30 protein-coding genes are annotated in these 23,673 nt (G+C 63.7%); 11 read left to right on the forward strand and 19 right to left on the reverse strand.

Annotated features, from left to right (window positions below; translation table 11 throughout):
- Positions 1 to 58 precede the first annotated feature (58 nt).
- The 4 genes from ACE103_RS25615 to ACE103_RS25630 all read left to right on the forward strand — a co-directional run bounded on the left by ACE103_RS25615 (position 59) and on the right by ACE103_RS25630 (position 3,158).
- Positions 59 to 322 carry a hypothetical protein gene (locus tag ACE103_RS25615; RefSeq protein WP_375775354.1) on the forward strand — a complete coding sequence of 88 codons (264 nt, stop codon included), beginning with the start codon at positions 59 to 61 and terminating at the stop codon, positions 320 to 322.
- A 1,711-nt stretch (positions 323 to 2,033) separates the two neighbouring features.
- The gene (locus ACE103_RS25620; protein WP_375775355.1) at positions 2,034 to 2,318 is read left to right on the forward strand and encodes a tyrosine-type recombinase/integrase; all 285 of its coding nucleotides are present in this window, start codon (positions 2,034 to 2,036) and stop codon (positions 2,316 to 2,318) included.
- Positions 2,319 to 2,557: 239 nt separating this feature from the next.
- Positions 2,558 to 2,872, forward strand: a complete 315-nt coding sequence (locus ACE103_RS25625) for a DUF5658 family protein (protein WP_375775356.1) — start codon at positions 2,558 to 2,560, stop codon at positions 2,870 to 2,872.
- 103 nt (positions 2,873 to 2,975) lie between these two features.
- The gene (locus ACE103_RS25630) at positions 2,976 to 3,158 is read left to right on the forward strand and encodes a hypothetical protein (protein ID WP_375775357.1); all 183 of its coding nucleotides are present in this window, start codon (positions 2,976 to 2,978) and stop codon (positions 3,156 to 3,158) included.
- A gap of 11 nt (positions 3,159 to 3,169) precedes the next feature.
- On the opposite strand, the gene ACE103_RS25635 is transcribed toward ACE103_RS25630, so the two are convergent.
- Entirely contained in the window at positions 3,170 to 3,454 is a 285-nt protein-coding gene (locus ACE103_RS25635) for a hypothetical protein (protein WP_375775358.1), read from the reverse strand.
- 422 nt (positions 3,455 to 3,876) lie between these two features.
- Here ACE103_RS25635 and ACE103_RS25640 point away from each other — a divergent pair, with 422 nt between their 5' ends.
- The 4 genes from ACE103_RS25640 to ACE103_RS25655 all read left to right on the forward strand — a co-directional run bounded on the left by ACE103_RS25640 (position 3,877) and on the right by ACE103_RS25655 (position 5,425).
- Positions 3,877 to 4,065, forward strand: a complete 189-nt coding sequence (locus tag ACE103_RS25640; RefSeq protein ID WP_212309787.1) for a hypothetical protein — start codon at positions 3,877 to 3,879, stop codon at positions 4,063 to 4,065.
- 86 nt (positions 4,066 to 4,151) lie between these two features.
- Positions 4,152 to 4,331, forward strand: coding sequence for a hypothetical protein (locus tag ACE103_RS25645; protein WP_212309788.1), 180 nt, complete (start codon positions 4,152 to 4,154; stop codon positions 4,329 to 4,331).
- A gap of 183 nt (positions 4,332 to 4,514) precedes the next feature.
- A complete protein-coding gene (locus tag ACE103_RS25650) occupies positions 4,515 to 4,745 on the forward strand; it encodes a hypothetical protein (RefSeq protein WP_223976577.1) in 231 nt (76 codons plus the stop codon).
- A 134-nt stretch (positions 4,746 to 4,879) separates the two neighbouring features.
- Positions 4,880 to 5,425 (forward strand): hypothetical protein, encoded by a 546-nt coding sequence (locus tag ACE103_RS25655; protein WP_375775359.1) that lies wholly within the window; start codon positions 4,880 to 4,882, stop codon positions 5,423 to 5,425.
- Between the two features lie 32 nt (positions 5,426 to 5,457).
- On the opposite strand, the gene ACE103_RS25660 is transcribed toward ACE103_RS25655, so the two are convergent.
- The 3 genes from ACE103_RS25660 to ACE103_RS25670 form a co-directional block, all read right to left on the reverse strand.
- Complete coding sequence (locus ACE103_RS25660) at positions 5,458 to 6,615, reverse strand: DUF2652 domain-containing protein (RefSeq protein ID WP_375775360.1); 1,158 nt, start codon at positions 6,613 to 6,615, stop codon at positions 5,458 to 5,460.
- Positions 6,616 to 6,748: 133 nt separating this feature from the next.
- Positions 6,749 to 7,597 carry an alpha/beta fold hydrolase gene (locus ACE103_RS25665; protein ID WP_375775361.1) on the reverse strand — a complete coding sequence of 283 codons (849 nt, stop codon included), beginning with the start codon at positions 7,595 to 7,597 and terminating at the stop codon, positions 6,749 to 6,751.
- A complete protein-coding gene (locus ACE103_RS25670; protein ID WP_375775362.1) occupies positions 7,594 to 7,962 on the reverse strand; it encodes a hypothetical protein in 369 nt (122 codons plus the stop codon). The genes ACE103_RS25665 and ACE103_RS25670 overlap by 4 nt, the downstream gene beginning before the upstream one ends.
- 502 nt (positions 7,963 to 8,464) lie before the next feature.
- Here ACE103_RS25670 and ACE103_RS25675 point away from each other — a divergent pair.
- A complete protein-coding gene (locus tag ACE103_RS25675; RefSeq protein ID WP_375775363.1) occupies positions 8,465 to 8,716 on the forward strand; it encodes a hypothetical protein in 252 nt (83 codons plus the stop codon).
- Between the two features lie 63 nt (positions 8,717 to 8,779).
- Here ACE103_RS25675 and ACE103_RS25680 read toward each other — a convergent pair whose 3' ends face one another.
- The 4 genes from ACE103_RS25680 to ACE103_RS25695 form a co-directional block, all read right to left on the reverse strand.
- Positions 8,780 to 9,019: a DUF6719 family protein gene (locus ACE103_RS25680; protein ID WP_050402822.1), complete on the reverse strand. Its 240-nt coding sequence runs from the start codon at positions 9,017 to 9,019 to the stop codon at positions 8,780 to 8,782.
- A 196-nt stretch (positions 9,020 to 9,215) separates the two neighbouring features.
- Complete coding sequence (locus tag ACE103_RS25685; protein ID WP_375775364.1) at positions 9,216 to 9,932, reverse strand: outer membrane protein; 717 nt, start codon at positions 9,930 to 9,932, stop codon at positions 9,216 to 9,218.
- A 277-nt stretch (positions 9,933 to 10,209) separates the two neighbouring features.
- Entirely contained in the window at positions 10,210 to 10,650 is a 441-nt protein-coding gene (locus ACE103_RS25690) for a hypothetical protein (protein WP_223976563.1), read from the reverse strand.
- 221 nt (positions 10,651 to 10,871) lie between these two features.
- Positions 10,872 to 11,192, reverse strand: coding sequence for a His-rich protein BRANT (locus ACE103_RS25695; protein ID WP_375775365.1), 321 nt, complete (start codon positions 11,190 to 11,192; stop codon positions 10,872 to 10,874).
- Between the two features lie 287 nt (positions 11,193 to 11,479).
- Here ACE103_RS25695 and ACE103_RS25700 point away from each other — a divergent pair, with 287 nt between their 5' ends.
- Positions 11,480 to 12,025 carry a tetratricopeptide repeat protein gene (locus tag ACE103_RS25700; RefSeq protein ID WP_375775366.1) on the forward strand — a complete coding sequence of 182 codons (546 nt, stop codon included), beginning with the start codon at positions 11,480 to 11,482 and terminating at the stop codon, positions 12,023 to 12,025.
- Positions 12,026 to 12,119: 94 nt separating this feature from the next.
- Here the strand turns inward: ACE103_RS25700 and ACE103_RS25705 are convergent, their stop codons facing one another.
- The 11 genes from ACE103_RS25705 to ACE103_RS25755 form a co-directional block, all read right to left on the reverse strand.
- On the reverse strand, positions 12,120 to 12,395 hold the full coding sequence (locus tag ACE103_RS25705) for a hypothetical protein (RefSeq protein WP_375775367.1): 276 nt from the start codon (positions 12,393 to 12,395) through the stop codon (positions 12,120 to 12,122).
- A 140-nt stretch (positions 12,396 to 12,535) separates the two neighbouring features.
- On the reverse strand, positions 12,536 to 13,285 hold the full coding sequence (locus ACE103_RS25710) for a cation transporter (RefSeq protein ID WP_375775368.1): 750 nt from the start codon (positions 13,283 to 13,285) through the stop codon (positions 12,536 to 12,538).
- A 165-nt stretch (positions 13,286 to 13,450) separates the two neighbouring features.
- Positions 13,451 to 13,747 carry a copper-binding protein gene (locus tag ACE103_RS25715; protein ID WP_375775369.1) on the reverse strand — a complete coding sequence of 99 codons (297 nt, stop codon included), beginning with the start codon at positions 13,745 to 13,747 and terminating at the stop codon, positions 13,451 to 13,453.
- A 26-nt stretch (positions 13,748 to 13,773) separates the two neighbouring features.
- Complete coding sequence (locus tag ACE103_RS25720) at positions 13,774 to 14,235, reverse strand: cupredoxin domain-containing protein (protein WP_375775370.1); 462 nt, start codon at positions 14,233 to 14,235, stop codon at positions 13,774 to 13,776.
- Positions 14,236 to 14,290: 55 nt separating this feature from the next.
- The gene (locus ACE103_RS25725; RefSeq protein WP_375775371.1) at positions 14,291 to 15,646 is read right to left on the reverse strand and encodes a multicopper oxidase family protein; all 1,356 of its coding nucleotides are present in this window, start codon (positions 15,644 to 15,646) and stop codon (positions 14,291 to 14,293) included.
- 12 nt (positions 15,647 to 15,658) lie between these two features.
- Positions 15,659 to 17,077, reverse strand: coding sequence for a TolC family protein (locus ACE103_RS25730; protein ID WP_375775372.1), 1,419 nt, complete (start codon positions 17,075 to 17,077; stop codon positions 15,659 to 15,661).
- Positions 17,078 to 17,086: 9 nt separating this feature from the next.
- Positions 17,087 to 17,410 carry a hypothetical protein gene (locus ACE103_RS25735; protein ID WP_375775373.1) on the reverse strand — a complete coding sequence of 108 codons (324 nt, stop codon included), beginning with the start codon at positions 17,408 to 17,410 and terminating at the stop codon, positions 17,087 to 17,089.
- 77 nt (positions 17,411 to 17,487) lie between these two features.
- Complete coding sequence (locus ACE103_RS25740; protein WP_375775374.1) at positions 17,488 to 17,940, reverse strand: hypothetical protein; 453 nt, start codon at positions 17,938 to 17,940, stop codon at positions 17,488 to 17,490.
- Positions 17,941 to 18,029: 89 nt separating this feature from the next.
- On the reverse strand, positions 18,030 to 21,233 hold the full coding sequence (locus ACE103_RS25745) for an efflux RND transporter permease subunit (protein ID WP_375775375.1): 3,204 nt from the start codon (positions 21,231 to 21,233) through the stop codon (positions 18,030 to 18,032).
- Entirely contained in the window at positions 21,230 to 22,693 is a 1,464-nt protein-coding gene (locus ACE103_RS25750; RefSeq protein WP_375775376.1) for an efflux RND transporter periplasmic adaptor subunit, read from the reverse strand. The genes ACE103_RS25745 and ACE103_RS25750 overlap by 4 nt, the downstream gene beginning before the upstream one ends.
- Complete coding sequence (locus tag ACE103_RS25755; RefSeq protein ID WP_375775377.1) at positions 22,690 to 23,097, reverse strand: FixH family protein; 408 nt, start codon at positions 23,095 to 23,097, stop codon at positions 22,690 to 22,692. The genes ACE103_RS25750 and ACE103_RS25755 overlap by 4 nt, the downstream gene beginning before the upstream one ends.
- Before the next feature lie 247 nt (positions 23,098 to 23,344).
- Between ACE103_RS25755 and ACE103_RS25760 the strand changes: the two genes are divergently transcribed.
- The gene (locus tag ACE103_RS25760) at positions 23,345 to 23,551 is read left to right on the forward strand and encodes a hypothetical protein (protein WP_375775378.1); all 207 of its coding nucleotides are present in this window, start codon (positions 23,345 to 23,347) and stop codon (positions 23,549 to 23,551) included.
- The last annotated feature ends 122 nt before the right edge of the window (positions 23,552 to 23,673 follow it).

Below are 23,673 nucleotides of genomic sequence, written 5' to 3' on the forward strand. Positions count from 1 at the left end.
CTGTCCCGCGAGGCGTAGCGGCTTCACCTGATGCTGGATTTGCGCGATTCATTGGGGCATGCCCTGGCGCCGCAAGCCCGCAAATTTCCATCGCTACTGGACTGCTCCGGTCGATCGCAACGCCGGCTTCAAAACGGTGCTGGTCTGCTGCGTCGGCTGTGAGCATCACAACGGCCGGCTGAAGCTCACCGACCTTCCGGACTGGGATTGGTACGATATCTCAGCGCATCTGAAATGCACCGCCTGCGGCAAGGTCGGCTGGGTCGATACTCGAATGGACTGGGGCGAGATCATCAATTTCGCCAGGGGTGTTTCGGGCTGAATAGCGTCAGCGACCAGAGTCCATAAAAAACACCAGCGCCCCTACCCGACGCTGGTGCTGTAGTTCCGCATGCGTGTAGCGTGCACCGCTGCGTACAGCTAGTTTCCGAAAACCAGCCCGCGCTAGACAATGCATCTTTGGTCTATGCGGAACTCGCCAATCCGTCCCGGAACATGCCGGGAAAATTTCCCGCTGAAGAGATTGCACAGCAATGGTAGAGCGTTCGCCTCGTCCAACTTCGATCAGTGTGCAATATGGGAAGGCCTCCCGTCAAAAACCCGAAAACACGCCCTGTCTCAATCAGGCTCCTGCCAGAGGTCAAGAGGGCCACCACTAAGGCGGCCGCTGCAGACTCTCGTTCTCTCTCCTCATTCATCCAAAAGCTGCTGACAGACCATCTGAAGAAAAAAGGCTATCTGAAACGTGAGTAGCGGCTAGAAAAAAGCCCGGTGACCGAAGCCACCGGGCGGGATAGTTTCCTATGCTGAAGCTCTAATTCAGCGGATGCTCTATAGCATGGAACTACCGTGCGTTGAATCCCCATTGGTGGTATTAAGGGTATGGCGCTCGTCAGCAGCTTTATTGATCGTGAGAAATTTCGACGACACATCGCCACGGCTTCGATAAGTACTCGATCGCCTACCCGCGCAAGCGACTGATGCCTTCAATCCGAAAGACGCAGCCCAATTTCGGCCTTGGCCTCAATCTGGCGCCGCTGTCCAAGTTACGACATTCGCAAGAGCGGATTGGGACACAGGCACATCATCATTGGAACAATTATTCCCACTGTAATTCTAGTGGGGTGAGTTTAGGCCAAAAAGCCACGCATCCCGGTAACGGCCCCGGTCGATCGCCCCGAGCGGGGCCGTTTCCCTTTCCGTCTGCGGTTATGCCGCCAGACGGCGAAGCCGGGATATGTTCGCAGCAGGCGTTCATGCCCCGTTGCGAGCGCAATACACGGTCACCCCCGATGCCGCGATCTCAATGCATCGATCGCGTGAGCGACAATCACGCCAACGCTCAAAATGAGAAGTAATGCAATCAGTGCGTCAAACATAATCCGCACAGAAAACCGAGCCGTCGGCGATCAGTCAAAGGGATTTCCTTGGCATCAATACATCGCTCGACAGCTGATGTGTCGTTGCAACAGGTAGGCAGCCAGCCACCTGGCGGGGGTTTCGGTGCAGCCCTGCCCGAGACGCCGCAGAAATAGTCCGGCTACGCGAATGCGGGGGGCGTGGCGTTCGAATAAGAAGTCAGCGCCTGATCGATCAGTCGCCACATGACATTGGCGGCTACTCAACCCAATTCTCCGAACCGGCAGGACTGGCGGGCCTGCTGAAAACGTCTGATGCCGAAGGTCACATCATCATCGATCTCGGCAAGATCACGAAAAAGCTCAACCCATACGATGGACGGACGTCGACTTCGAGACGAGAGAGATCAGCATCAGCCAGCGCGCCGACGAGTTTCACAAGATCGGGCGCCTGAAATCCAAGAGCGCCCATAGGTCGATCCCGATGGCACCGATCGTCCTAAATAGTCCGCGGGAGTGGAAGCTTACTTGCCCCAAGGGCGAACTGGGGCTGGTCTTCCCGACCGGCGTCGGCGGCGTCGAGTCCCACAGCAACATGATGTCCCGCGGTTTCGAGCCCCTGCAAATGGCCGCCAGCGTCACCGAGCAAAACCCGTGCTGGACGGGGATAAGCCCGTGCTGGATGATGCAGGCAAGCCGCAGATCATCGCTATGGCCAACTACGGGATTCACGCGCTTCGTCACGCCTGCGCCTCGCTCTGGATCGAACGGGGAATGAATCCCAAGCGCATTCAGAAGCTGATGGGACATTCAACCATCCAACTGACGTTCGACCGATACGGCCACCTTTTTCAAGGACAGCGATGCCGGTCGGCGCGCGGCCGAGGACATCCAGGCGCGGCTGCTTGGAAGCTAAACGCAACACGGGCGCAACACGGATCGCTTAGGGCGCTGTATTGATTGATACAAAAGCGGTTTTGTAAACTGAAGGTCAGGGGTTCAATCCCCTCAGCCGGCACCATCTTTTCACGAAATCAATCAGACGGATCGGTGGGCCGTGCCTCTGTACGGGGTACCCAACATGGTCGCCCTGGCGAGCGGAGTGTTGGACAACCAGGTCGTGGAGGCTTGCACTCGCTGAAAACATTCCGCAAAATTGTCCGACGGGGAGCCACAAGCGGATTTCGGGCAGGCACCGGATGACGGAAAAGCAGTTGCGGGCAAGGACGTCTTTGCTGAAGGCAATGCTGTTGGTCTGTGCCCTGCTGATGGGCTACTCGGATCTCATCACCACCAACGAGATCCTGCAGCGGGGAATGAGCGAACTGAACCCGTTCATGTGGCTCACCCAGGAGTGGCTGGGTGAATGGTGGCTCATTGCCAAACTGGGTTTGACCTACCTTGTGATATGGTTGCTTTGGCACGGCAACAGCGAGCGCCAGATGGTTTATGTGGTCGCCCTCATTGCACTGCCCGTCTACAATAATCTGTTCATCCTCGCAGGCGCCAATTGAGCTGACCCTGCGATTGTGCTGACGAGCCGCCGGTCGCGCTGCCTGGCAGAGTTGCCGAAGCTCACTTGTTTCACAATGGACACAGCCAAGCGCGGTTCCAATGATGAACTGGTCCTACTATCTCGTCGGCGTTGCTGTTGTCCTGCTGCTCGTCGCCTATCGCCTGCACGGCGGGCTGTACAGGAAGGATAGGCTGCGGGACGAGCGATTGAATCGGCTGATCGACGAACGCATCGATCGCCTGGACCTGAAGCGCGACAAGACGCACGAGCCGTCAGAGCTATGAAGAGCGGCCGGTCAGCCACGTCGCGCGCAGATCATTCGGCCGAGATCGACCGTCGTCCGCAGCAGCCCCGCCAGCTCGTGGGAGAATACGGCAGCTCCGAGCATGGCGAAGCGGACTTTGACGGCGGCGAACTGACCGCAGCACGGTTCTTCGACGCAGATGCCGACGCAGTCCGCTGCTGCAAATCTCTTGATGATCCCGTGAATGCCGACCGTGCCGCCACCGGTGTTGCCTTCAAACCGAAGTGCCTGGGCATCGAGTCCTCCATCCATATCGACACGGCTTGCGCCGCGCATTGTCCTTGGACCAAGCCGAGCATGTATTCGCGGTTCAATCAAAGAGACTCGCTTGGATTACCCACAACGTTTAACGGAGGCCGTAGTCTTCCGGTCTCCACGAGATGGCTCACACCGTCGACGGCACGCACGGGAGTACGCAAGGCACGGGTGACTCGTCGAAGGAGCCTCGCTCGCTCGCCAGTAAGGTTGGATGATGACCGTCATCTCAGCATGCTTCGCGAAACGCAACCCAAGCGCGCCGCGGATGTCGGCGAGCATCCGACCTAGCCGGTCGATATCGACAGCAGCTGGGAACAGCCGGACGCCCTGTCATTGGCAGGAATCGTGGGGTCATCCCCGTAGCATCCCCCATCCCTTGCCTTGTTTCTGTCCTTGCAGCCCGAAACGCGGTATGCAGAATGTGGGATGGGACTCAGCCAATGACCTATTTGATCCTTGCCCGGGACGGCACCAGTCAGATCGTGCTGAAGCGCGACAGCGAAGACGCGGCCGAGAAGAAGGCGCGCGAGCTGAAGGAGATGGGTTGGTTCGAGGTCGAGGTCCGCGAGGACAAGGCCGGCCACCCGGTCACGGCTACGGTGACCGATCGGCCCAACACCCTTCAATAACGCTTCCCTTCAATGCCGCCTTCCCTTCCATGACGGCTTGATGAACCTTTGCCGGACGGCCCTTACACATGTGTGAGGAGCCTACGATGTCCGACACAGCCCATTATCGCTTCCAGTCCGATCAGGCGCGACGGCTGGCCCGCCAGGTCACCGACGCCGCAGTGCGCGAAAAGCTGCTCGAAATGGCCGAGGAGTATGGCCGCTATGCCGACCAGATCGAGGCCCGCAGCATCGAACCAGCACCCGCCCAGGCGATGGCTCACTAGGCTCAACCCGCCCGCTCCCGCCCGCACACCGGGCCGATCGCGGCCAGGAAGCACCTCGCGAGGCCGACGGCCCAAGCTTCCAGGTCTGCTCCTGACGCACTTTCTGAAGCCTGCCGCCAAACCGCGCGAAAGCGTCTGAGGATTTGTTCGGAACATTATGCCCTCTCACGCGATTTTCCCCGCATGAGGGTCCGCGAAACCAACCGCAATTTGATGCTTCTGGGCGGCTTCACGCTGCTGAGCGTTGCCGCTGCCGGCATCGTCGCCCTGCTCGATCCGTCCCCCGCGCCGGCGAGCGCCGCGCCCCGGCCGGCCGCGAATCAGGCGCCGGCCCCAAGCCGGGCACTGGCCCAGACGCCGGTCCGGATCGTCGGTACCCCGTTCGTCCCGAACACCAATCCGCACCAGCGCTGACCCTCCTCGCGTACAGCTCACGTCACAATTTTGTCACCGTGCCTGCAAAACAGGCGTCTTCATCAACCATCATGATGGCGAGTGCTTGATTCCGCGGGGTTGCTCTGCTGCAATCCGCGCGCCCAAGGTGCGCCATGAAGTGGATGAAGGAACGCGATCTCCTGATCGCGCAGACAATGGCTTTCGTACAGTCGGTGAAGGGCAAGCTGCCCGACGCCGAGGAGCCGGCGCATGCCCGGCGGACCGCCGCGGCACCTGCCCCGCTGCCCGCCACCGCGGCTGCCGTGATCGAGGCAGCGTTTGACGCAGAGCTAGCCTTTGACGCAAAGCCCGCCGTGGAGGCAAAGCCCGCCCTGGAGATCGAGCCTACGGCCGAGGTCGAAAGGGTGGTCATGCCGCCGCCGCTGCCGGTGCCGACCGTGCTCGAGGGCCTGTCCCCCGCGCCGCCGCCTTTGACGGTGACCGTCGTCGAGGTCCCCCCGCCGCCGGCGCAGCCGCCGCAATTTGCCAAGCTCGACATCAGCGGCGACTTCGGATCCGAAGTGCGCGAGCGGGTGGCCAATTTCCGCGCGCAGCAGCAGCGTTTCCTCAGGGAGCGCGAGGAATATTGCACGACGACCATGGCCAAGGTCCGCGCCGCGATCCGCGACAACAGCGACCTGCCGCGCTCCGGCAAGTAACCGGCGCCTTTTCTCCAAACGTTTGCTGACCTTCAGCCCCGCGCGCCCGATTTCACCGGCTCGGTCAGGAAGCGTCCGCTCGATCGCGTCGGTGCCGGCTCTTCCATGGCGTCATCGGCAGGCTGCTTGTCTTCCAGCATCGATCGCAGGCCGGCCACCACCTGGGTCATGCGCTCGGCGAATTTGGCCGCGGCGCCATCGAGGAACGCCCTGTCCTTCGGCTTCGGCTTGGCGATCCGCAACTCGAAACGGGACGTTCCGCCCGGGCCGTCGAGAACGGCGCGGGTCATGATGATGCGCGGCGCTCCGGGCACCGGCAGCGTGATCCCGACCGTGAAGTAATCGTCCGGACGCCAGTCGAGCGTTTCCTCGACGTTGGTATGGTTGCCGTGCGCGCAATGATTTTTGGTGCCGACACCGCGTCGCCCCTTGCCTGACTCCTCGATGATGTCGTCGGCGTCCCACCATTTCATCCATTGCCCGGGCACGGTGATGAACTCCCACACCGTTTGCCGCGGCGCGGCGATGTCGAACTCCAGGATCGCGTAGGCGTCTTCGCGCGTCACCTCCATCCGCGTTTGCGCGTCGTCCTGCTGCCACGCCGCTTCGAGATCGCGCGCCCACAGCGTAACGTCGCCGATGATGTCGATGGTTTCCTGATGCGGGACGAGACCTTGCGCCACCGGATCGACGCCCATGGCGCGGATCGCCGCGTCGCTGTAGAGCGCGTAGGCACGCCCGCCGAGCTTCTCGCCGACCGTGTTCTTGAGCAGCCGGTGGACCAGGATGACGTCGCGCCCGGCGAGCTCTTCCATGCCGCCCATCTTCTGCTTCACCATCTCGCCGTGATGGACGACGAACTTGAAATCGAGATCGCCCATCGCGACGCAGGCCTTGCACTCGCAGGTCGAGGCCTGGCGAACGTCACGCAACCGCCTGCGGAATTTGAGATAGGCGCCCTCGATCGCGTCCTGCAGCAGCGAGCCGTCGATTGTCCCGGTCGAGTAGACGAAGGCGGCGTCGCCTTCGAACTTGGCGAGGCGAAATGGCGGACGCAGCCCTTTCACCACCACGTCCATGAAATCGGCGATGATGTCCTGCGCATGGTCGAGTTCGACCGCCGCGAGGAAGTTGGTATAGCCGGAAATGTCGGCAATCGCGAAATATGCCGCTTCAGCCTTCGGAAGCATGGAAACCTCCCGCGTAACCTTTTCGTGTAATGACGCAGTCTGTCACACCGCGCCATACGCGGTCGAGAGCGGCGCCCCTCGTTCTGACGCGTTCTCTGAGCGCGAACCGGTATCCACTTCGCTTGAAAGCGCTCTAGCGGCCGCCGATCTTCTCCAGCACCGGCAGCAGATGCTTCAAGAACTCGCTTGGGTTCTCGCTCATCGGGAAATGCCCGAGGCCCTTCATGATGGTGGCCTCACTGCCGGCAATGCTGTTCGCCACCGCCAGCGTCTCCTCCGGCGTGCAGGAATAGTCGTATTCGCCCGACAGCAGGAACAGCGGGCAGCGTCTGGTGTCGATCTCGGCTATGCGGGCGCGGATATCGCCGTCGATCTTGTAGAAATAGAGGTCGCCTTTGAACACGCCGGGCCCGCCCTGCATGTAGTGCCACAGCGTCTCCCACCTCTCTTTGTCCGGCGCATCGGGGCCGACGAGGCCCGAGACGATCGCGGCCGCGACCTCGCCGCCATGCACGTCCGGCCGGTGCAGGAAATTCAGGTCGTAATAGGGATCGACATGCGCGCCGGCCTGCAGGCCGATGATCGCACGGAAGCGTTCGGGATGCTCGAGCGCGAGATGCAGCGCGATCCGGCCGCCGATCGAGCAGCCGATCACGATCGGCCGGTCGAGCTCGAGCGCCTCCATCACGGCGAGGATCATCGCCGTGTATTGCGCCGAAGTGAGCTGGTACTCCTCGTCGTGCCAGCCCTGGGGCGGCGACGACTTGCCGTGCCAGGGCATGTCGAAGGCGATGACGCGATGATTGCGCGTGACGCTGACATCGTTCATCAGGCCGCGATATTGCCGTCCGTCGGCGCCCGCGGTGTGCAGGCAGAGCAGCGGCGTGCCCTCGCCGGCCTCCTCGACATAGACGCGGTGCGGCCGGCCGGACAGCTCGAGATGCATGTAACGACCGACGATCGGTTCGAATTTGGCGCTCATGCGGCCGCTCCCTCGCGGCGCAGCTTGCCGAGCGCCTCCTTGAAGTAACGCAGGTTGGCCATGAAGACCTGCAGCTCGCCCTCGGCCTTCAGCACGCGGCGCTTGATCAGCGCCATCAGGTCGTTCGAGCCCGGCGGCGGCCGCTTTTCGCAGAACCTGTCCCATTCCTCGTCCGAGGTGCGCAGCGCAAACGACGACGACGGCATCACGAACGGGCCCTTGGTCACCGCCACGATCCGCCCCTCATGGATCGCGATCAGCCAGGCGGCCTTGCCGATCTCGAGCAGGAAGGTCGTGGTGAGGTAGCGGCCGCGCCGCACCAGGCCGGCGTCGCCATTGACCCGTTCCTTCAGCATCTCGATCATGTCAGCTCCACCCCGATCGCGGCCCGTCCGCGCAGGCCGCAGCGGGCACTTGTTCGGCCGGCAATGATGGAAGGAATGGCGGGGCCGTCAATCGGTAGAGGCGTCGCGCGGCCACGGCGTTTTCGCGTGGGCCGCTACATACAGGTTTTGGCTAAAGCCAGATTTTCCCTAAAGCCACGACCAGACCAGCGCCACGTTGGCGGCGCAGGCTGCGAGCAGCACAACCGCAAGCGCGAGCTGTACGCGTTCGTAGGGGGGCTGGTGGATCGCTCTCATGGCTCGGAACATCCGGCGATTCTACCTGAGGAGTCCCGGGGATTCTTTTTTCCGGGGTTTACCGCTCATTAAGGACTCAGGCCCCTCCGGCGAAAGGTCCGAAATGACTCATGTTTTCAGATGCTTGCCTGGATCCCCGCTCACGGTTCCGTGATCGGAACGGCGATCTGGCCTGAAACCCGGGACGGGCCTTGGCGTTGTTGTCGGTTGTTTGGGGAAACGACGAATGCCGTACGCGCTGTTTTATCAAGACGCCAAGCTGAGCAAGGCCTATCCGACCGAGGCCGATGTCTGGAAGCTTGCCCGGAAATCGGGCCTGGTGGTGGATGCCGTCTCCGAGGAGGAGAAGTCCTCGCCTCGCCCGGTGCTGGACAATGACTACGAGATCCGGCCGTGCCAGCCCGAGCCGAACGAGGACCCGGTCAAGAACAAGGCCGATGCCGATCGCGAGGCACGCCTGGAGCCGCGGTTGAACTGAGGAACAGCGGATCGTCCGGTGCGCGGGGGCGGACCGGATGCCGATGCGGCCGTCGTGCTGCCGTTACGGCGTCGCCGTCGCCAGCGACGCCTGTTCGGCGGCGAGCGACACGCAGATTTTCCGCCGATGCAGACCGCGGATCGACCCGGTCACCTTGAGCACCTTGCCGGCCGTACAGGAGGCGTCCTGCACGAACACGACCTCATAGGGCGCAAGCGCCAAGGGTTCGGATTTGAGGATGGTCTGGGCAAAGCACGGCACAGAGACCGCAGAGATGATCAGCCCTAACGCAAAGCTACGCATGTTTGTTTGTCCACCAGCCCGGCGATCCCACAATAGCGCATCACGATGAAAGTTCCGTGCAATGCAGGAATTATTTTTTGCATTGCACGATCAGGCCTGAACATCGGGTGAATATGGGGGCGCGAGCAAGCGGCCGGCCAACAAAAAAGGCCGACCCGAGGGCCGGCCTTTCGATCTCGATGCGACGACGATGTAATCAGTAGCGGGAGCCCACTGGACCGCCCCAGCCGAAGCGGTAGTTGACCCCGAGCTTGACGGTGTGTTCGTCGTTCCGGAAGCTCGCGCCGACAACGTCGGCCGGACCGCTGGTGAGGGTGGTCTTGCCGAAATTGTAGTACTGGTACTCGGCCTTCGCCGACCAGTTCGGGGCGAACATGTATTCGAGGCCTGCGCCGACCGTGTAGCCGTCCTTGTGACCGCCATCGGTGGTGAAGGCCGCCGGCACGCCGCCGACCGACGCCGTGATGTTGTTGTTGTCGCGCCAGGCATAACCGCCCTTGGCGTAGAGCAGCGCCGGACCCCAGGTGTAGCCGAGACGGCCGGTCACCGAACCGAGCTGGTCGGTATTGCCGGTCACAACCGTTCCGGCGGGGAACGTCAGGCCATTGTTCGAGGAGCTCGGCAGCCAGGAGTACTGCGCCTCGATACCCATCACCCAGTTGGGCGCGAACTGATAGTCGAAGCCGCCCTGCACGCCACCCATGAAGCGCGCGTCGCTGCCCATCAGATTGGTGCCGTCGGTGAACGCGCCGCCGACATGGCCGCCGATATAGAATCCGGTCCAGTTGTAGACGAGCGCCGGGGCGGTATAGGGCGGCGGTGCCTTGGTGTAGGTGCGGGCCGGCATGTCAGCCGCAAATGCCGGGCCCGCAAGAGCGGCCAGCGCGACTGTGCCGAGCAAAACCTTCTTCATTTCTAATCCCCGTTACGAACGCTGCGCTGTTAAGCCAAACAACGTGACGCCAATTAGGTTGCTTTGGGGCAATGCCTGACCTGTGATGTTTCCGAGCTGTGACAGGGTCGCAACAACGCCCGTTTGTTCCTTGGCACAGAAGGTTTTTTTCACCGGTTAAGCAGCCGTATTTCGGCTGTATGTAAGTCGCAAACGGCTAAGGTGAAGTTCAGCCCTCCCCGAAAAGTGATCGGAGCTCGCTAACGATCCGGTGAGGCTTGCGACAACCCGCCGCGTGTCAGCGCGACATCTTTTCGAGATCGGGAAATGCCGCGTAGGACGCGCCGGCGCAGGCCTCGGCGGCATTGTCGAGGATGCGGTCGAGCCGGCCGTCGACGAACAGGACGCCGCGCTCCCGGGCCGGGCGGTAATTGCCGTCGGTCTCCTTTGCGCTGTAGCGCAGGCAGACCACGTAGCGCAGCCGGCCGCCGACCGTGCGCTGCACCGGCTCGGCGATCCCGCCTTCGCGGACCCCAACCGGATTGTTCAGATAGGTCCGCATGAAGGCCAGGATCTGGTCGCGGTACCGGTCCGGGAACGGCTGGTTGGCGACGCCGCGATCGTCGGTGAAAGTGGTCGAGCTGCCGCCGTCATCGCTGGTGAGGCAGCCGGCAAGCGGGATCGAGAGCAGCAGGATCGCCGCCAGTCTTGATGAAGTCCGCAAAGTCAGCTGTTTCATGTTGCCCCGGTGGCGTCTCATAAACCGCCAGGCGGGGAATTCGCAACTCGGTTGTTCCTGCCCGCAACGGCGCCGTCCGGGTCTCAACCGCGGCCCGGACGCACTCCGGCCCGCCGCCATTGGGGAAGCAATGGACGGGCGGGCCGGTTCTGCATCCCAAGGGCGCAGCGGGGCAATGTGGATCGAACGACGCCCTTCGGATCAGGTTCAGTCGCGCTTGATCAGCCGCGCTTGGCCGGCACGACGTGCTTGGTGGCGACCTTGGCGTGGACGTGCTTGGTCGCATGCTTCGGCGCCTTCACCTTCAGCATGCCCATGTGCTCGTGGTGGCGGTGATGGCGATAGTGCTTGTGGTGCATCTTGGCGTTGGCGTTGCGCACCTTCGACGGCAGCTGCTCGCTCTTGATGACGGGAGCGGCCTTGGTCGCCGGAGCGGTCGTGGTCACCGGCGCCGGAGTTGCGGTCTTGCCGGCCTCGGCGGCGAGCGCGGGCGCTGCGATCACGGACATGGCGAGCAGCGCGGCGGAAATCGTCTTCAGCATGGTGGTCTCCTCTACGGGATCGAGAGGTCTCCGGCCGGATGGTCGGCCTCACCGATCAATGCACGTGACCTTATGGGCCGCGCACTGAACCCGTTCTGAAGGGCATGGACGGAATTCATTCATGTGAATGACATCTTGGTCATGTTGGCCTGCCCCTGCCGGCCGATCGCAGGGATCACGCAATCGTGGCATCGGCCGGGAATGTTCTGCACCCTCGGGTGTTCAAGTCAGCAGGCTTGGGTGTAGGATTACCGAGCACGATCAGGAACGATCAGGAGCAACCACGAATGAGCAGGACGACGAAGTTTTTGGGCCTCGCAGTGCTCTCGATGACCCTCGCCGCCGGGCCGGTCATCTCGGCCTACGCCGCAGGTGGCGACAATCCCTCCCCGCCGGCTTCCGACAGCGGCAGCAAGGGCAAGAAGGCGAAGAAGGACAAGAGCTCCGCGATCGACGATCAGAAGTTCCTGGCCGGCTATCACGCCGCCTATGCCACGATCTACGACAAGCACGACTATACCGCCGCGATCGAGCAGCTGAAGGCGCTCGGCCAGGATGACCGTGCCGACGTCGCGAACCTGATCGGCTATTCCTATCGCAAGCTCGGCGACTACAAGGTCTCGCAGGTCTGGTACGAGCGCGCGCTCAAGGCCGACCCGGCCCATGTGCGCACTTGGCAGTATTATGGTCTCTGGCAGGTCGAACAGGGCAACCGCGATCAGGCGCAATACCACCTGAACCGCATCGCCCAGCTCGCCGGCACCAGCAGCGACGAATATCGCTCGCTCGCCGCCGCGCTGGAGAAGCCCCCGGGCACCGGCCTGGTTTACTGAGCAAACGAACCGTTCAAACATCGAGCCGGCGTGGTCGCGACGACTGCGCCGGCTTTTTTGCTGATCCCTAGCCGCTGGATGGGTCGAGCGGAGCCTACGGGTAGTGCTCGAGGCGCCGGTCGGGCTTTTTCGGACGGCTCGCGCCGACCGTGCTGCCATCAGCGCTTTCCGCCGGCTTCGCCGGGTGCGCGGCCTTCGCGATCGGCGGGCCGCCGTCACCGGTCTGCTTGCCGGTGTTGATCGCTTGGCCGGTGGCGACGTTGGCGGCCTGCTCGGCTCCCGCTGAGCCGGCCGACGGACCGGAGCTCTGCGCCAACACGGTTCCCGATAGCACCAGTGCCGCCATCAGTATTGCCGCGTTGATTGTCATGGAGGGGCCTTCTGCGCACGAATGATGCACAGCAACGCGCCGCTGCAACGGTCGTTCCCCCGGGACCATCATTTAAGGTAAATGCAAGGCGAATGCCCGCGCACGCCTCCGGCAGCAGCACACGGGCGGGTGCGGCTCAATCAACCATGCGCCGCCGTCGGGCTGCGCAGCGCCGTCTCGCGATACTCGGCCCAGGCCTGCCGCGGGATTTGCACCGACGAGGTGAGGAATATCATCGCCATGACCGCGGCGACCGCGAGATCGGGCCAGGCGGTGGCGGTTCCCCACACGCCGAGCGCGGCCACCATCACGATGAGATTTCCGATCGCATCGTTGCGCGAACAGAGCCAGACCGAGCGGACATTGGCATCGCCGTTCTTGTAGGGCAGCAGAAGCAGAACGGACGACAGATTCGCTGCAAGCGCCAACGTCCCTATCGCGCCCATCACCTCGGCCTTCGGAATACCGAGAATGAGGGTTTGGTAGACCGTCGAGCCGACGACCCACAGCGCCATCAGGCTCAGCGAAGCACCCTTCAGCAGCGCCGCCGACGCACGCATGCGCAGGCTCGCGCCGATCACCGCAAGGCTCAGTCCATAGGTGACGGTGTCGGCAAGGAAGTCGAGCGCATCCGCCTTGAGCGCCTGCGATCCGGCAAGCTGACCTGCGATCATCTCGGTCAGGAACATCGCGCCATTGATGGCAATGACGGTCCAGAGCACGCGCTTGTAGCGCGGATCGAGGCCGTCAAATACGGGAACGCCGCCCGAGCAGCCGCACGCATCAGCCGTGTGATGACGATCCGATGCCGGCGCGCCGGCCTTCGCCGGCAGTATCAGCGCCGGTGGCGTACAGCATTCAGACGTCTTCTGCTCGCAGCAATCGCTCATCGCTTGTCCTTCCAGACCACAGGATAAGGCCGCACGCATCACGCATTCAAGCCGATCCGCCTGGAACAGCTCTGCTTTGACGATGATGTCCCGCGATTGCTGGGGCTGCCGGCTGCATTTCAGCCGACAGCCCAATGTGCGCGGAGAGACGAGACGGATGTCGCCTCACTTCGCCTTCTGGATCGTGGTGACGGTGTAGCCGCCGTCGCCCTCCTGGGCTTCGAACTTGACCTTGTCGCCGACCTTGACCTGCTTGAGCAGCGCGGGATCCTTGACCCGGTAGACCATCGTCATCGGCTCATCCATGCCGAGGCTCTTGGCCGGGCCGTGCTTGAGCGTGATCTTGCCTGCGCCCTCGTCGATCTTCTTGACCTCGCCGTTGATGGCTGCGGCCTGCGCGAAAGCGCCGCCCAGTGTCAACGCCAGCGCAGCTGCGGCTGCAATCCGGATCATCCTGTTCATCGTCGTCGTCCTTTCTTTTTGTAATTTCATTTCACGATGACGCGGCCGGTCATCCCGTAGTCGCGGTGATCGGGGATCAGGCAGGAATATTCGAAGGTTCCGACCTTGGTGAACTTCCAGACGATCTCCGCCGTCTTCTTGGGCGCGAGGCGGACGCCGTTCGGATCGTCATGCTCCATATGCGGATGCTTCTTCATCACCTCGGCATGCCTGAGATTCTCCTCGGTGGTCGCGAGCAGGAATTCGTGATCCTCGGTGCCGGCATTCTTGATCACGAAACGAATCTGCTCGCCGCGCTGGACCTCGATGCGGAACGGCGTGAACTCCATCTCCTTCATCTCGACCTCGACCGTGCGCGACGGCTTGCTGGGATCACCGGGCTCGCCGGCCGAATAGGATTGGTGACCGTGTTTTTCGTGACCGCGCGACGGCGCCGCGGTGATCGACAGCGCAACAAGGGCGATGCCGATAGTGGTGACATGCTTCATTGGATTCTCCATTTTGTTTTTGATGGTTGGTGTCGTGGGAAGGCGCGTTGATCCGCTACATCTTCATTCCCTTCATCGATGGCTTGGCTTTTCGCTCTGGAGCCGCCGGCGGCTGACGCGCGGGCTCTGCGGCGGGCGCGTCGACCTCGTAGGCGACGGTGCCCGGCGGATAGTTGTAGGGACCGGGGTCGGCGTAATCGTCGCGACCGAGACCCTCGCGGATCTTCATCACCGTGAACATGCCGCCCATCTCGATCGGCCCGAATTGTCCGGTCCCGGTCATCATCGGCAGCGTGTTGTCGGGTGCGGGCATCTCCATGTTGCCCATCGCCATGCCGGTCGATCCCATCACCATCGCGTCGGGCGCGAGCTTGCCGACCGCCTTCGCCAGATCCTGGCGCGACACACCGATGAAATTTCTGACGTCGTGGCCCATCGCATTCATGGTGTGGTGCGACTTGTGGCAGTGAAACGCCCAGTCGCCGGGATTGTCGGCGAGCATGTCGAACGCCCTGACGGCGCCGACGGGCACGTCGGTCGTGGTCTCCGGATATTGCGCGCTCTGCGGCACCCAGCCGCCGTCGGTGCAGGTCACCGCGAAATTGTGCCCATGCACATGGATCGGATGGTTGGTCATGGTCAGGTTGCCGATCCGCACCCGGATCCGGTCGCCGAGCCGGATCGGCATCGGATCGATGCCGGGATAGACGCGGCTGTTCCAGGTCCACATGTTGAAGTCGGTCATCTCGTTGACCTTCGGCAGATAGGTGCCGGGCTCGATCAGGTAGCTGCTCATGATGAAGACGAAGTCGCGGTCGACCGGGCGAAATGCCGGATCGCGCGGATGCACGATGAACATCCCCATCATGCCCATCGCCATCTGCACCATCTCGTCGGAATGCGGGTGGTACATGAAGGTCCCGCTGTGCTTCAGCTCGAACTCGTAGACGAAGGTCTTGCCCGGCTTGATGTGCGGCTGGTTGAGGCCGCCGACGCCGTCCATGCCTGACGGCACGATCATGCCGTGCCAGTGCACCGTGGTATGCTCGGGCAATTTGTTGGTGACGAAGATGCGGACCTTGTCGCCCTCGACCGCCTCGATCGTCGGTCCCGGCACCTGGCCGTTATAGCCCCACAGATTGGCTTTCATGCCGTCGGCGAATTCGCGCACCACCGGCTCGGCGACGAGATGGAATTCCTTCCAGTCGCCGTTCATCCGCCACGGCAGCGACCAGCCGTTGAGCGTGACCACCGGCCGGTAGTCGGGCCCGCTGGTCGGATGCAGCGGCGGCTGCATCACGGCCTTGTCCATGGTCGGCGCTTCCGGAATCGCGGCGGCCTGCACGCGGCCGCTGACCGCGCCTGCCGTGACCAGCGCCGCGCTCCCCAAAAATCCTCGACGTGAAAACATCTACGTCTCCTCTCAATGATCGCCGGCCGCGGCTGCGGTCGAGGCGATGGCGGATGGTGTCGATAGCGCGGCCGCCGCGCCGCCGCCGTTGATCGCGGTCTGCAGGTCGGATTGCGCCAGCCAGAAGTCGCGCCTGGCATCAATCGCCGCGCGCAGCGAGCCGAGCCGCTGCCGCGCTTCGGTCAGCAGCGCGAACACGTCGACCTGCATGCTGGAGAAGCGCAGCTGCATCTCCTCGGTGATGATCTGCCGCAGCGGCAACACTTCGCGCTGGTAGTGGCTCGCGATGTCGTAGGTCGAGCGGTAGACGCGGTAGGCGTCGCGCGCCTCGGAGCGGACGTTGATCGCCTTCTCGGTCAGGCGGTTGATCGCCTGCCGGTAGGTCTCGGCCGCCTGACGGACCCGCACCTCGCCGCCATCGAAGATCGGAATCTGGAACTGGACGTCGAAGCCGCGCTCCTTGAACGGTGGGCCTTCCGGATCGCGCATCCGCCTATCGATGCCGGCGACGTCGAGCAGTGTGACGAACCGCGTCGCCTCGGTGAGGTCGAGCGCCTTGGCAAGAGCTACGATCTCCATCCGTGCGATCTGCAGATCGACGCGATGACCGACCGCCGCGACCTCGATCGACGGCTGTTCCAGCGGCCGCTTCGGCAGCGCCGGCAGCTTGTTCGGAATCCGGAAGCCGAGATCGCCGTCCCACAATCCCAACAGACGCGCCAGCCGCTCGCGCGAGCTCGCCGCGTTCTGCAGCGCGCTGGCGAGGTCGGCCGTGATCTCGGCGTAGAACACCTGCTCGCGGGCCTGATCGAGCTTGTTCATGCCGCCGGTCTCGCCGAGTTTCTTGGCGAGTTGGGCCGTCGATTCCGCGGTCGCCTTCGCGTCGGTCAGCAGCGCGACCATCTCGTTCGTGGCAACAGCCGCGACATGGCTGCGACGCACCTCGACGGCGAGCCGCAAGGTGGCGAGCGCGGCCCTGAGCTGTGCCTGACGAAAGCGTTCGCGCGCGATCTCGGAGCGCGCCGGCAAGGTCGCCAGCGCCAGGATGTCGCCGACCACCTGGCGTTCGACCTCGCTGGCACCGTTGCCGGTGATGCGGGAGACCGAGAAGGTCGGATTCGGCGGCAGACTATCGGCAACGAGATCGGTCTCCGCCAGTGCTAGTTCGTTATAGGCGGCCTGCAAGCCCTTGTTGTTCAATAGCGCGACCTGCACGGCGGCATCCGCGGTCAGGTTGCGCGCCAGCAGCCGCTTCACCGCGGCATCGACGGTCGCGGCTTCGTCCGCCGAGCGAACGAAGGCGACGTCCTTGCCGATCGCCTTTTCGGTCACGTCGGAGACGACGCCCATGCCGCTGTCGGGCGAGAACGAGGCGCATCCCGCGAGCGCGGACGTCAGCAGCAGGATCGGCGCAATGGCCAGATGTCGCATGGTGTGTTCCTACCGATCCGATTTGTGATCGGAATTGGTTTGCGGCGTCACGCCATCGTTACGCTCGCGCCAGGGCAGCGGCGTCGCCGGACGCATGCTGCTGTAGGGCGCGATGGTCGAGCGGTAGCCGACGCCAGCGCTGCGCGCCGACGGGTTGGCCGGATCGCCTGCGACTGCGAGCGGCCGGCCGTCGGCCATGCAGCCAGTGAGTGGCGCGACTGCGAGGATAGCGGCGGCGATCCGCAACACGAATGTGGATGGCGCGCGGCGGCCAAGCCGGTTGCCACGTCGTGTGGCAACGGCGGCGAGCCTCGCCCCGAAATGCGAAAACATGGGTCTGTCCCGATCGAGAGATGAATCACAGGCATGCGCACGCGAGCGCGCCGCGCAGCCACGATGTCAGCTGAGGATCAGGCGATGGGGGGACGGTAAAGCCGTGCGGGCGCCTTGCTGTGCAGGCTCTCGAAGGCCTCGGCGAGACGGATTGCAATCGGATGCAAAGGAGCGGCAACCGACGGAAGGTCAGCGGGCAGCGCCGACACGCACATCATCGCGCAGCACGACCCCGACGAATTCTTGCCGTCGTGGCTGTGCTTGACCGGCGGTTCAGCACCATCGGCTGCGTGATGGATATGCATGCCGCCATGATCGTGGCCGGCATAATCGTGCGCGGCGTTATCAGCATGCGCCATCGAGGCATCATGCACGTGCACCGCGACGGATGGCTGGACCTCATCGGTCAGGCACGGAAACGGCGCCCCGAACGCGAGTGCGACGGACGGCGCGAGGACACAGAACAGATAGGCCAGGATGATGGAACATCCCGCCCGCACCCGTCCCGACCTCGTCAACCGCACCAGCACCTGCGTGATCGCCCCGAACTCACCTCGCCCGCACCCCGACTGCAAATCAGTCGGCAGCGAACCGCTATCGTATATACCCCCGCAGGGTATCATTCAATCCGGTTTGAACCGGCCAACGGATTTCCTGCCTCTGCTACACGCTGTCGCATGACAGGCGCAACGACATCCGCCTCCGGCATCCTCGCGCGAAGCGCGAAGCCCTTCACGACGGCGAAGATCGCGGGAATCACAATCAGCGTCAGCAAGGTCGACGAGATCATACCACCGATCATCGGCACCGCGATGCGCTGCATGATCTCGGAGCCGGTGCCGGTGCTCCACATGATCGGCAATAGCCCGGCCATGATCGCAACCACCGTCATCATCTTCGGCCGGACACGCTCGACCGCGCCCTCGATGATAGCGTGGTTGAGATCGTCGCGACAGATCGTGCGGCCCTCGGCGACGCAACGCGCGGTGACCTCGGCCAGCGCCTGGTTGAGATACATCAACATCACGACGCCGGTCTCGGCGGCGACGCCGGCGAGCGCGATGAAGCCGACAGCGACCGCAACCGACAGGTTGAAGCCGAGCGCCCACATCAGCCAGAGCCCGCCGACCAGTGCGAACGGCAGCGACAGCATCACGATCATGGTCTCGGCCACCGAGCGGAAGTTGAGGTACAGCAGCAGGAAGATGATCAGAAGCGTCACCGGCACCACGATCCTGAGCCGTGCCGCGGCGCGCTCCAGATATTCGTACTGCCCGCTCCAGATCACGTAGGTGCCGGGCGGAAACTGCACGGCGGCCTGCACCGCGCGCTGCGCATCCGCGACATAGCCGCCGAGATCGCGATCGCGGATATCGACATAGACGTAGGTCGCGAGTTGCCCGTTCTCGGTACGGATCGTGGTCGGCCCGCGCGCCGGCGTGATATCGGCGACCTCGCCGAGCGGCACCGCGCCGCCCGCCGGCATCGGCACCAGGATGTCGCTGGCGATCGCGCCCGGATTGTCGCGCAGGTCGCGCGGATAGCGCATGTTGACGGTGAAGCGCTGGCGCCCCTCCACAGTCGTGGTCACGGTCTGACCGCCGAGCGCGGTCGCGATCGTGTCCTGCACGTCCTGCACCGCGATGCCGTAGCGCGACAGCGCTTCGCGCTTCGGCGTGATCTCGAGATAGTAGCCGCCGAGGCTGCGTTCGGCATAGGCCGACGAGGTGCCGGGCACGCCCTTCACGACCTGCTCGACCTGGCGGGCGAGCTTGTCGATCACGGCGAGATCGGGACCGATCACCTTGACGCCGACGGGGGTGCGGATCCCGGTCGACAGCATGTCGATCCGCGCTTTGATCGGCATGGTCCATGCATTGGAGACGCCGGGGAATTGCAGCGCCTTGTCCATCTCGGCGATCAGGCGGTCGAGCGTGAGGCCCTTGCGCCATTGTTCCTTCGGCTTGAGGTTGACCACGGTCTCGAACATCTCCGACGGCGCCGGGTCGGTCGCGGTGGCGGCGCGGCCGGCCTTGCCGTAGACCGAGACGACCTCCGGAAAGCTGCGGATGATGCGGTCCTGCATCTGCAGCAGTTCGGCCGCCTTGGTCACCGAGATCCCCGGCAGCGTGGTCGGCATGTAGAGCAGCGTGCCCTCGTTGAGGTCGGGCATGAACTCGGTGCCGAGCTGCCGCGCCGGCCAGACCGTGACGGCGATCGCTGCGAGCGCCAGCAGGATCACCAGCGTCTTGGCCCGCAGCACGCCGTTGATGACGGGACGGTAGATCCAGATCAGGAAGCGATTGATCGGATTCTTGTGCTCGGGGACGATCCGGCCGCGAACGAAGATCACCATCAATGCCGGCACCAGCGTCACCGACAGCAGCGCGGCTGCCGCCATCGCAAACGTCTTGGTGAAGGCGAGCGGCGAGAACAGCCGCCCCTCCTGCGACTCCAGCGTGAAGATCGGCATGAACGACACGGTGATGATGAGCAGGCTGAAGAACAGCGCCGGTCCCACCTCCGCTGCGGCCTCGATCAGGATCGCGACCCGCGATCGGCCGGGCTCGGCCCGCTCCAGATGCTTGTGCGCATTCTCGATCATCACGATCGCCGCATCGATCATGGCGCCGATCGCGATCGCGATGCCGCCGAGGCTCATGATGTTGGAGCCGATCCCGAGCAGCTTCATCGCGCCGAACGCCATCAACACGCCGACCGGCAGCATCAGGATCGCGACCAGCGCGCTGCGGACATGCAGCAGGAACACGAAGCAGACCAACGCGACCACGACGCTCTCCTCGAACAGCGTGCGCTTGAGCGTGTCGATCGCCGCATAGATCAGGTTGGACCGGTCATAGACCGGTACGATCTCGACCGACTTCGGCAGGCTGGTCGCGATCTCCTTGAAGCGCTTCTTGACGTTCTCGATCACGTCGAGGGCATTGACGCCGAAGCGTTGCAGCACGATGCCGCTCGCCACCTCACCCTCGCCGTTCAGTTCTGCGATGCCGCGCCGCTCGTCGGGGCCGAGCTCGACGCGGGCAACGTCGCGCAGCAGCACCGGCGTGCCGTTGTCGGTCTTCAGCACGATGTTGCCGAGATCGTTGATATCCCTGAGATAGCCCTTGCCGCGAATGACATATTCGAACTCGGAGAGCTCGACGGTACGGCCGCCGACGTCGGCATTGCTGGCGCGGATCGCGTCGCGCATCCGTTGTATGGTGATGCCGCGGTCGCGCATCCGCTGCGGATCGAGGACCACATTGTACTGCTTGACGAAACCGCCGACGCTCGCAACCTCGGCGACACCTTCGGCCCGCGCCAGCGCGAATTTCAGGTTCCAGTCCTGGATGGTGCGGGTGTCTGCAAGATTGAGCTGCTTCGACATCACGGCATACTGGTAGACCCAGCCGACCCCGGTCGCATCCGGACCGATCGTCGGCGATACGCCGGCCGGCAGCCGCGACGCCGCGCCGTTGAGGAATTCGAGCACGCGCGAGCGCGCCCAGTAGATGTCGGTGCCGTCCTCGAAGATGACGTAGACGAAGGAGACGCCGAAGAACGAGAAGCCGCGCACGACCTTCGACTTCGGCACCGTCAACATCGCCGTGGTCAGGGGATAGGTGACCTGGTCCTCGATCACCTGCGGCGCCTGACCGGGATACTCCGTGTAGACGATGACCTGGGTGTCGGAGAGATCGGGGATCGCATCGAGCGGCAGATGCAGCAACGCGTAGAGGCCCGCGGCGGCCGCAAAGCCGGTGCCGAACAGCACCAGCAGCAAATTGCGCGCCGACCAGGCGATGACACGGGCAATCATGGCCGGCCTCCGTCCGTCGTCTGGCCGTCGGCCGCGGCCGCTTGCGCAGCACCGGCCTCGGCAAAGCCCTTGATCGCGGCCTTCAGGTTGCTTTCGGCATCGATCAGGAAGGTCGCCGAGGTCACCACCGCATCGCCCTCGGCGATGCCGTCGCGGATCTCGACATAGCCGTCGCCGCGCCGCCCGAGCTTGACCTCGCGCGGCTCGAACCGGCCGTTGCCGCGGTCGATCAGCACGGTCTGGCGGCTCCCGGTGTCGAGGATCGCGTTGTCAGCCACCGTCAGCACCGGCGCTGCGCTGCCGATGTCGATCTCGGCGTCGACATACATGTCCGGCAGCAGCGCGAGATCGGCATTCTGCAATTCGATCCGCACCCGCGCGGTGCGCGTGTCCTTGTTGACCTGCGGATAGATCACGCTGATCTGGCCCATGAACGCGCGGCCGGGATAGCTGCGGGCCCGCACCTCGACTTTCTGTCCGACCACGATGTTGCCGAGATCGCGCTCGGCGACATCGACCAGTGCCCACACGATGGAGACGTCGGCGATCCGGAACAGCACGTCGCCGGGCTGCGCGCGCATGCCCTCGATCGCGGCACGCTGCAACACGATGCCGTCGCGCGGCGACAACCACTGGAACGCGAGCGGTACCGTGTGGCTCTTTTCCATCTCGGCGATGACGGTCTCGGGAACGTCGAGATTGGTCAGCCGCTGCTTGGAGCCTCGTCCGTAAGGCTCAATATTCGCGATCGCCTTCGAGGTCATGGTCGCGACATATTCGGCCGCCGCGGACGACACCGCCGGGCTGTAGATCTCCATCAACGGCTGCCCCTTGATCACCCGGCTCCCGGTCGTGATGTCGGCGACTTTCTGCACGTAGCTCTCGGCACGCATTGCGATGACGGAGACCCGCCGCTCGTCGAGCTGGATCGTGCCGGGCGCGCGCACCAGCGTGCGGATGCGGCGCATCTGTGCCGCTTCGGATTTGACGCCGGTGCGCTGGATTTTTCCCGGCGACAGCGTGATCGAGCCGTCGTCGCTGTCTTCGCCGTCATAGACGGCGATGTAATCCATCCCCATGGAATCCTTCTTCGGCACCGGTGAGGTGTCGGGAAGGCCCATCGGATTGCGATAATATTTGACCTTGCGCTCGCCCTTGGCGGCCATGGCATTGCTGTCCGCCGGCGCCGCCAACGGCGCGTCCGGCTCGTCGAAGCTGAGATCGGCGCCGGCGGCAACCGGCTGGTAGTCGCGGCCGTCAGGCGTCTTCTTTGGCGTCAGCGAGTAAGACGGCTTGCCGTCCGGATCGCGGAAATAGATCGGCGCGCCGGCTTCCGCCGCATGCGCGGCAGAGGCGGCAAGATTTGCGCCCGGCCACGGCGGCAGGCCGCGACCAAGATATGCGACGCCTGCCGCTGCAGCGATCGCAGCGGCAGCGCCTGTGAGAGCGAGCCGGTTCATTTTCCGGCCGTGACAACGAGCTTGCTTTCGACCGTGCCGGTCTCACCCTGCACTTTCGCACCCAGCGACAGCTGCCAGCGCCCGGCCATGCCGAAATTCGCCTTGAACCGATAGGTGCCGGGTTCGGTCCCCGGCATCGGCGTGACCTTGGTGGCCATCTCCTGCATGCCGTCCGGGGCCATGTCGAGCCGCGTCGTGAAGATCACGGCGTCAGGCACGGCCTTGCCGGTCTTCATGTTCATCAGCCGGACGGTAACGACCTTGTCCGGACCGGCCTGGACAGTCTGGTCGACGAGCTGGAATTCGTAGTCCTTGATGTCGGCGAGCGCGACAGTGGCAGTACCTGCCAGCGCCATACCGATGAGTGTGGCCGCTACGGCACGCGACGTATTGAACAACGTCATTGCGTTTCATTCCTCGATTGGATTTGGTCTGCCGCTTGCGCGGCATGCGACGTCCACGCGCCCGAAAGGTCGCGCAGCAGCAACCGGCGCTTGCGGCGCCAGTCAGACCAAATGTCGAGGAGGATGGTCGGGCGGCGGACGGACCAGCCCGTCAGCGACTAGATCGTCGTGTGGATGCAATTGCAGCTGTGTCGACGGTCGCACCGCGAGACCGAGGGTCGATGGTCCCGCGTGCAGGACCTTCAACATGCAGATCGCGACCAGCGGACAATCCCGGCAGTCATTGCTGTTCTGCTTGTCGGGGCAGCACGGCATATCGGCCGCCATGTCAGACATGTCCGCCATCTGGCTCATACCGGTCAGCGCAGATCCGGCCGCCGCGGGCACAGCCAGCGGCGCAATTGTCAGGCCTGCCGTCACGAGGACGGCGAGCAGCAATCTGAACAATTGGTGAACATTCATCTCGCGACAGTCTCACAAAGGACGGGTGCTGAAAAGGTCACCCTGTTCACAACTGCACCAGCGGCGGATTGGGTGGTTAATCGTTCATCCCGGCCTGGTGCCCTGCATCGAGCG

This window comes from Bradyrhizobium sp. ma5 (assembly GCF_042258955.1).
GTDB lineage: Bacteria > Pseudomonadota > Alphaproteobacteria > Rhizobiales > Xanthobacteraceae > Bradyrhizobium.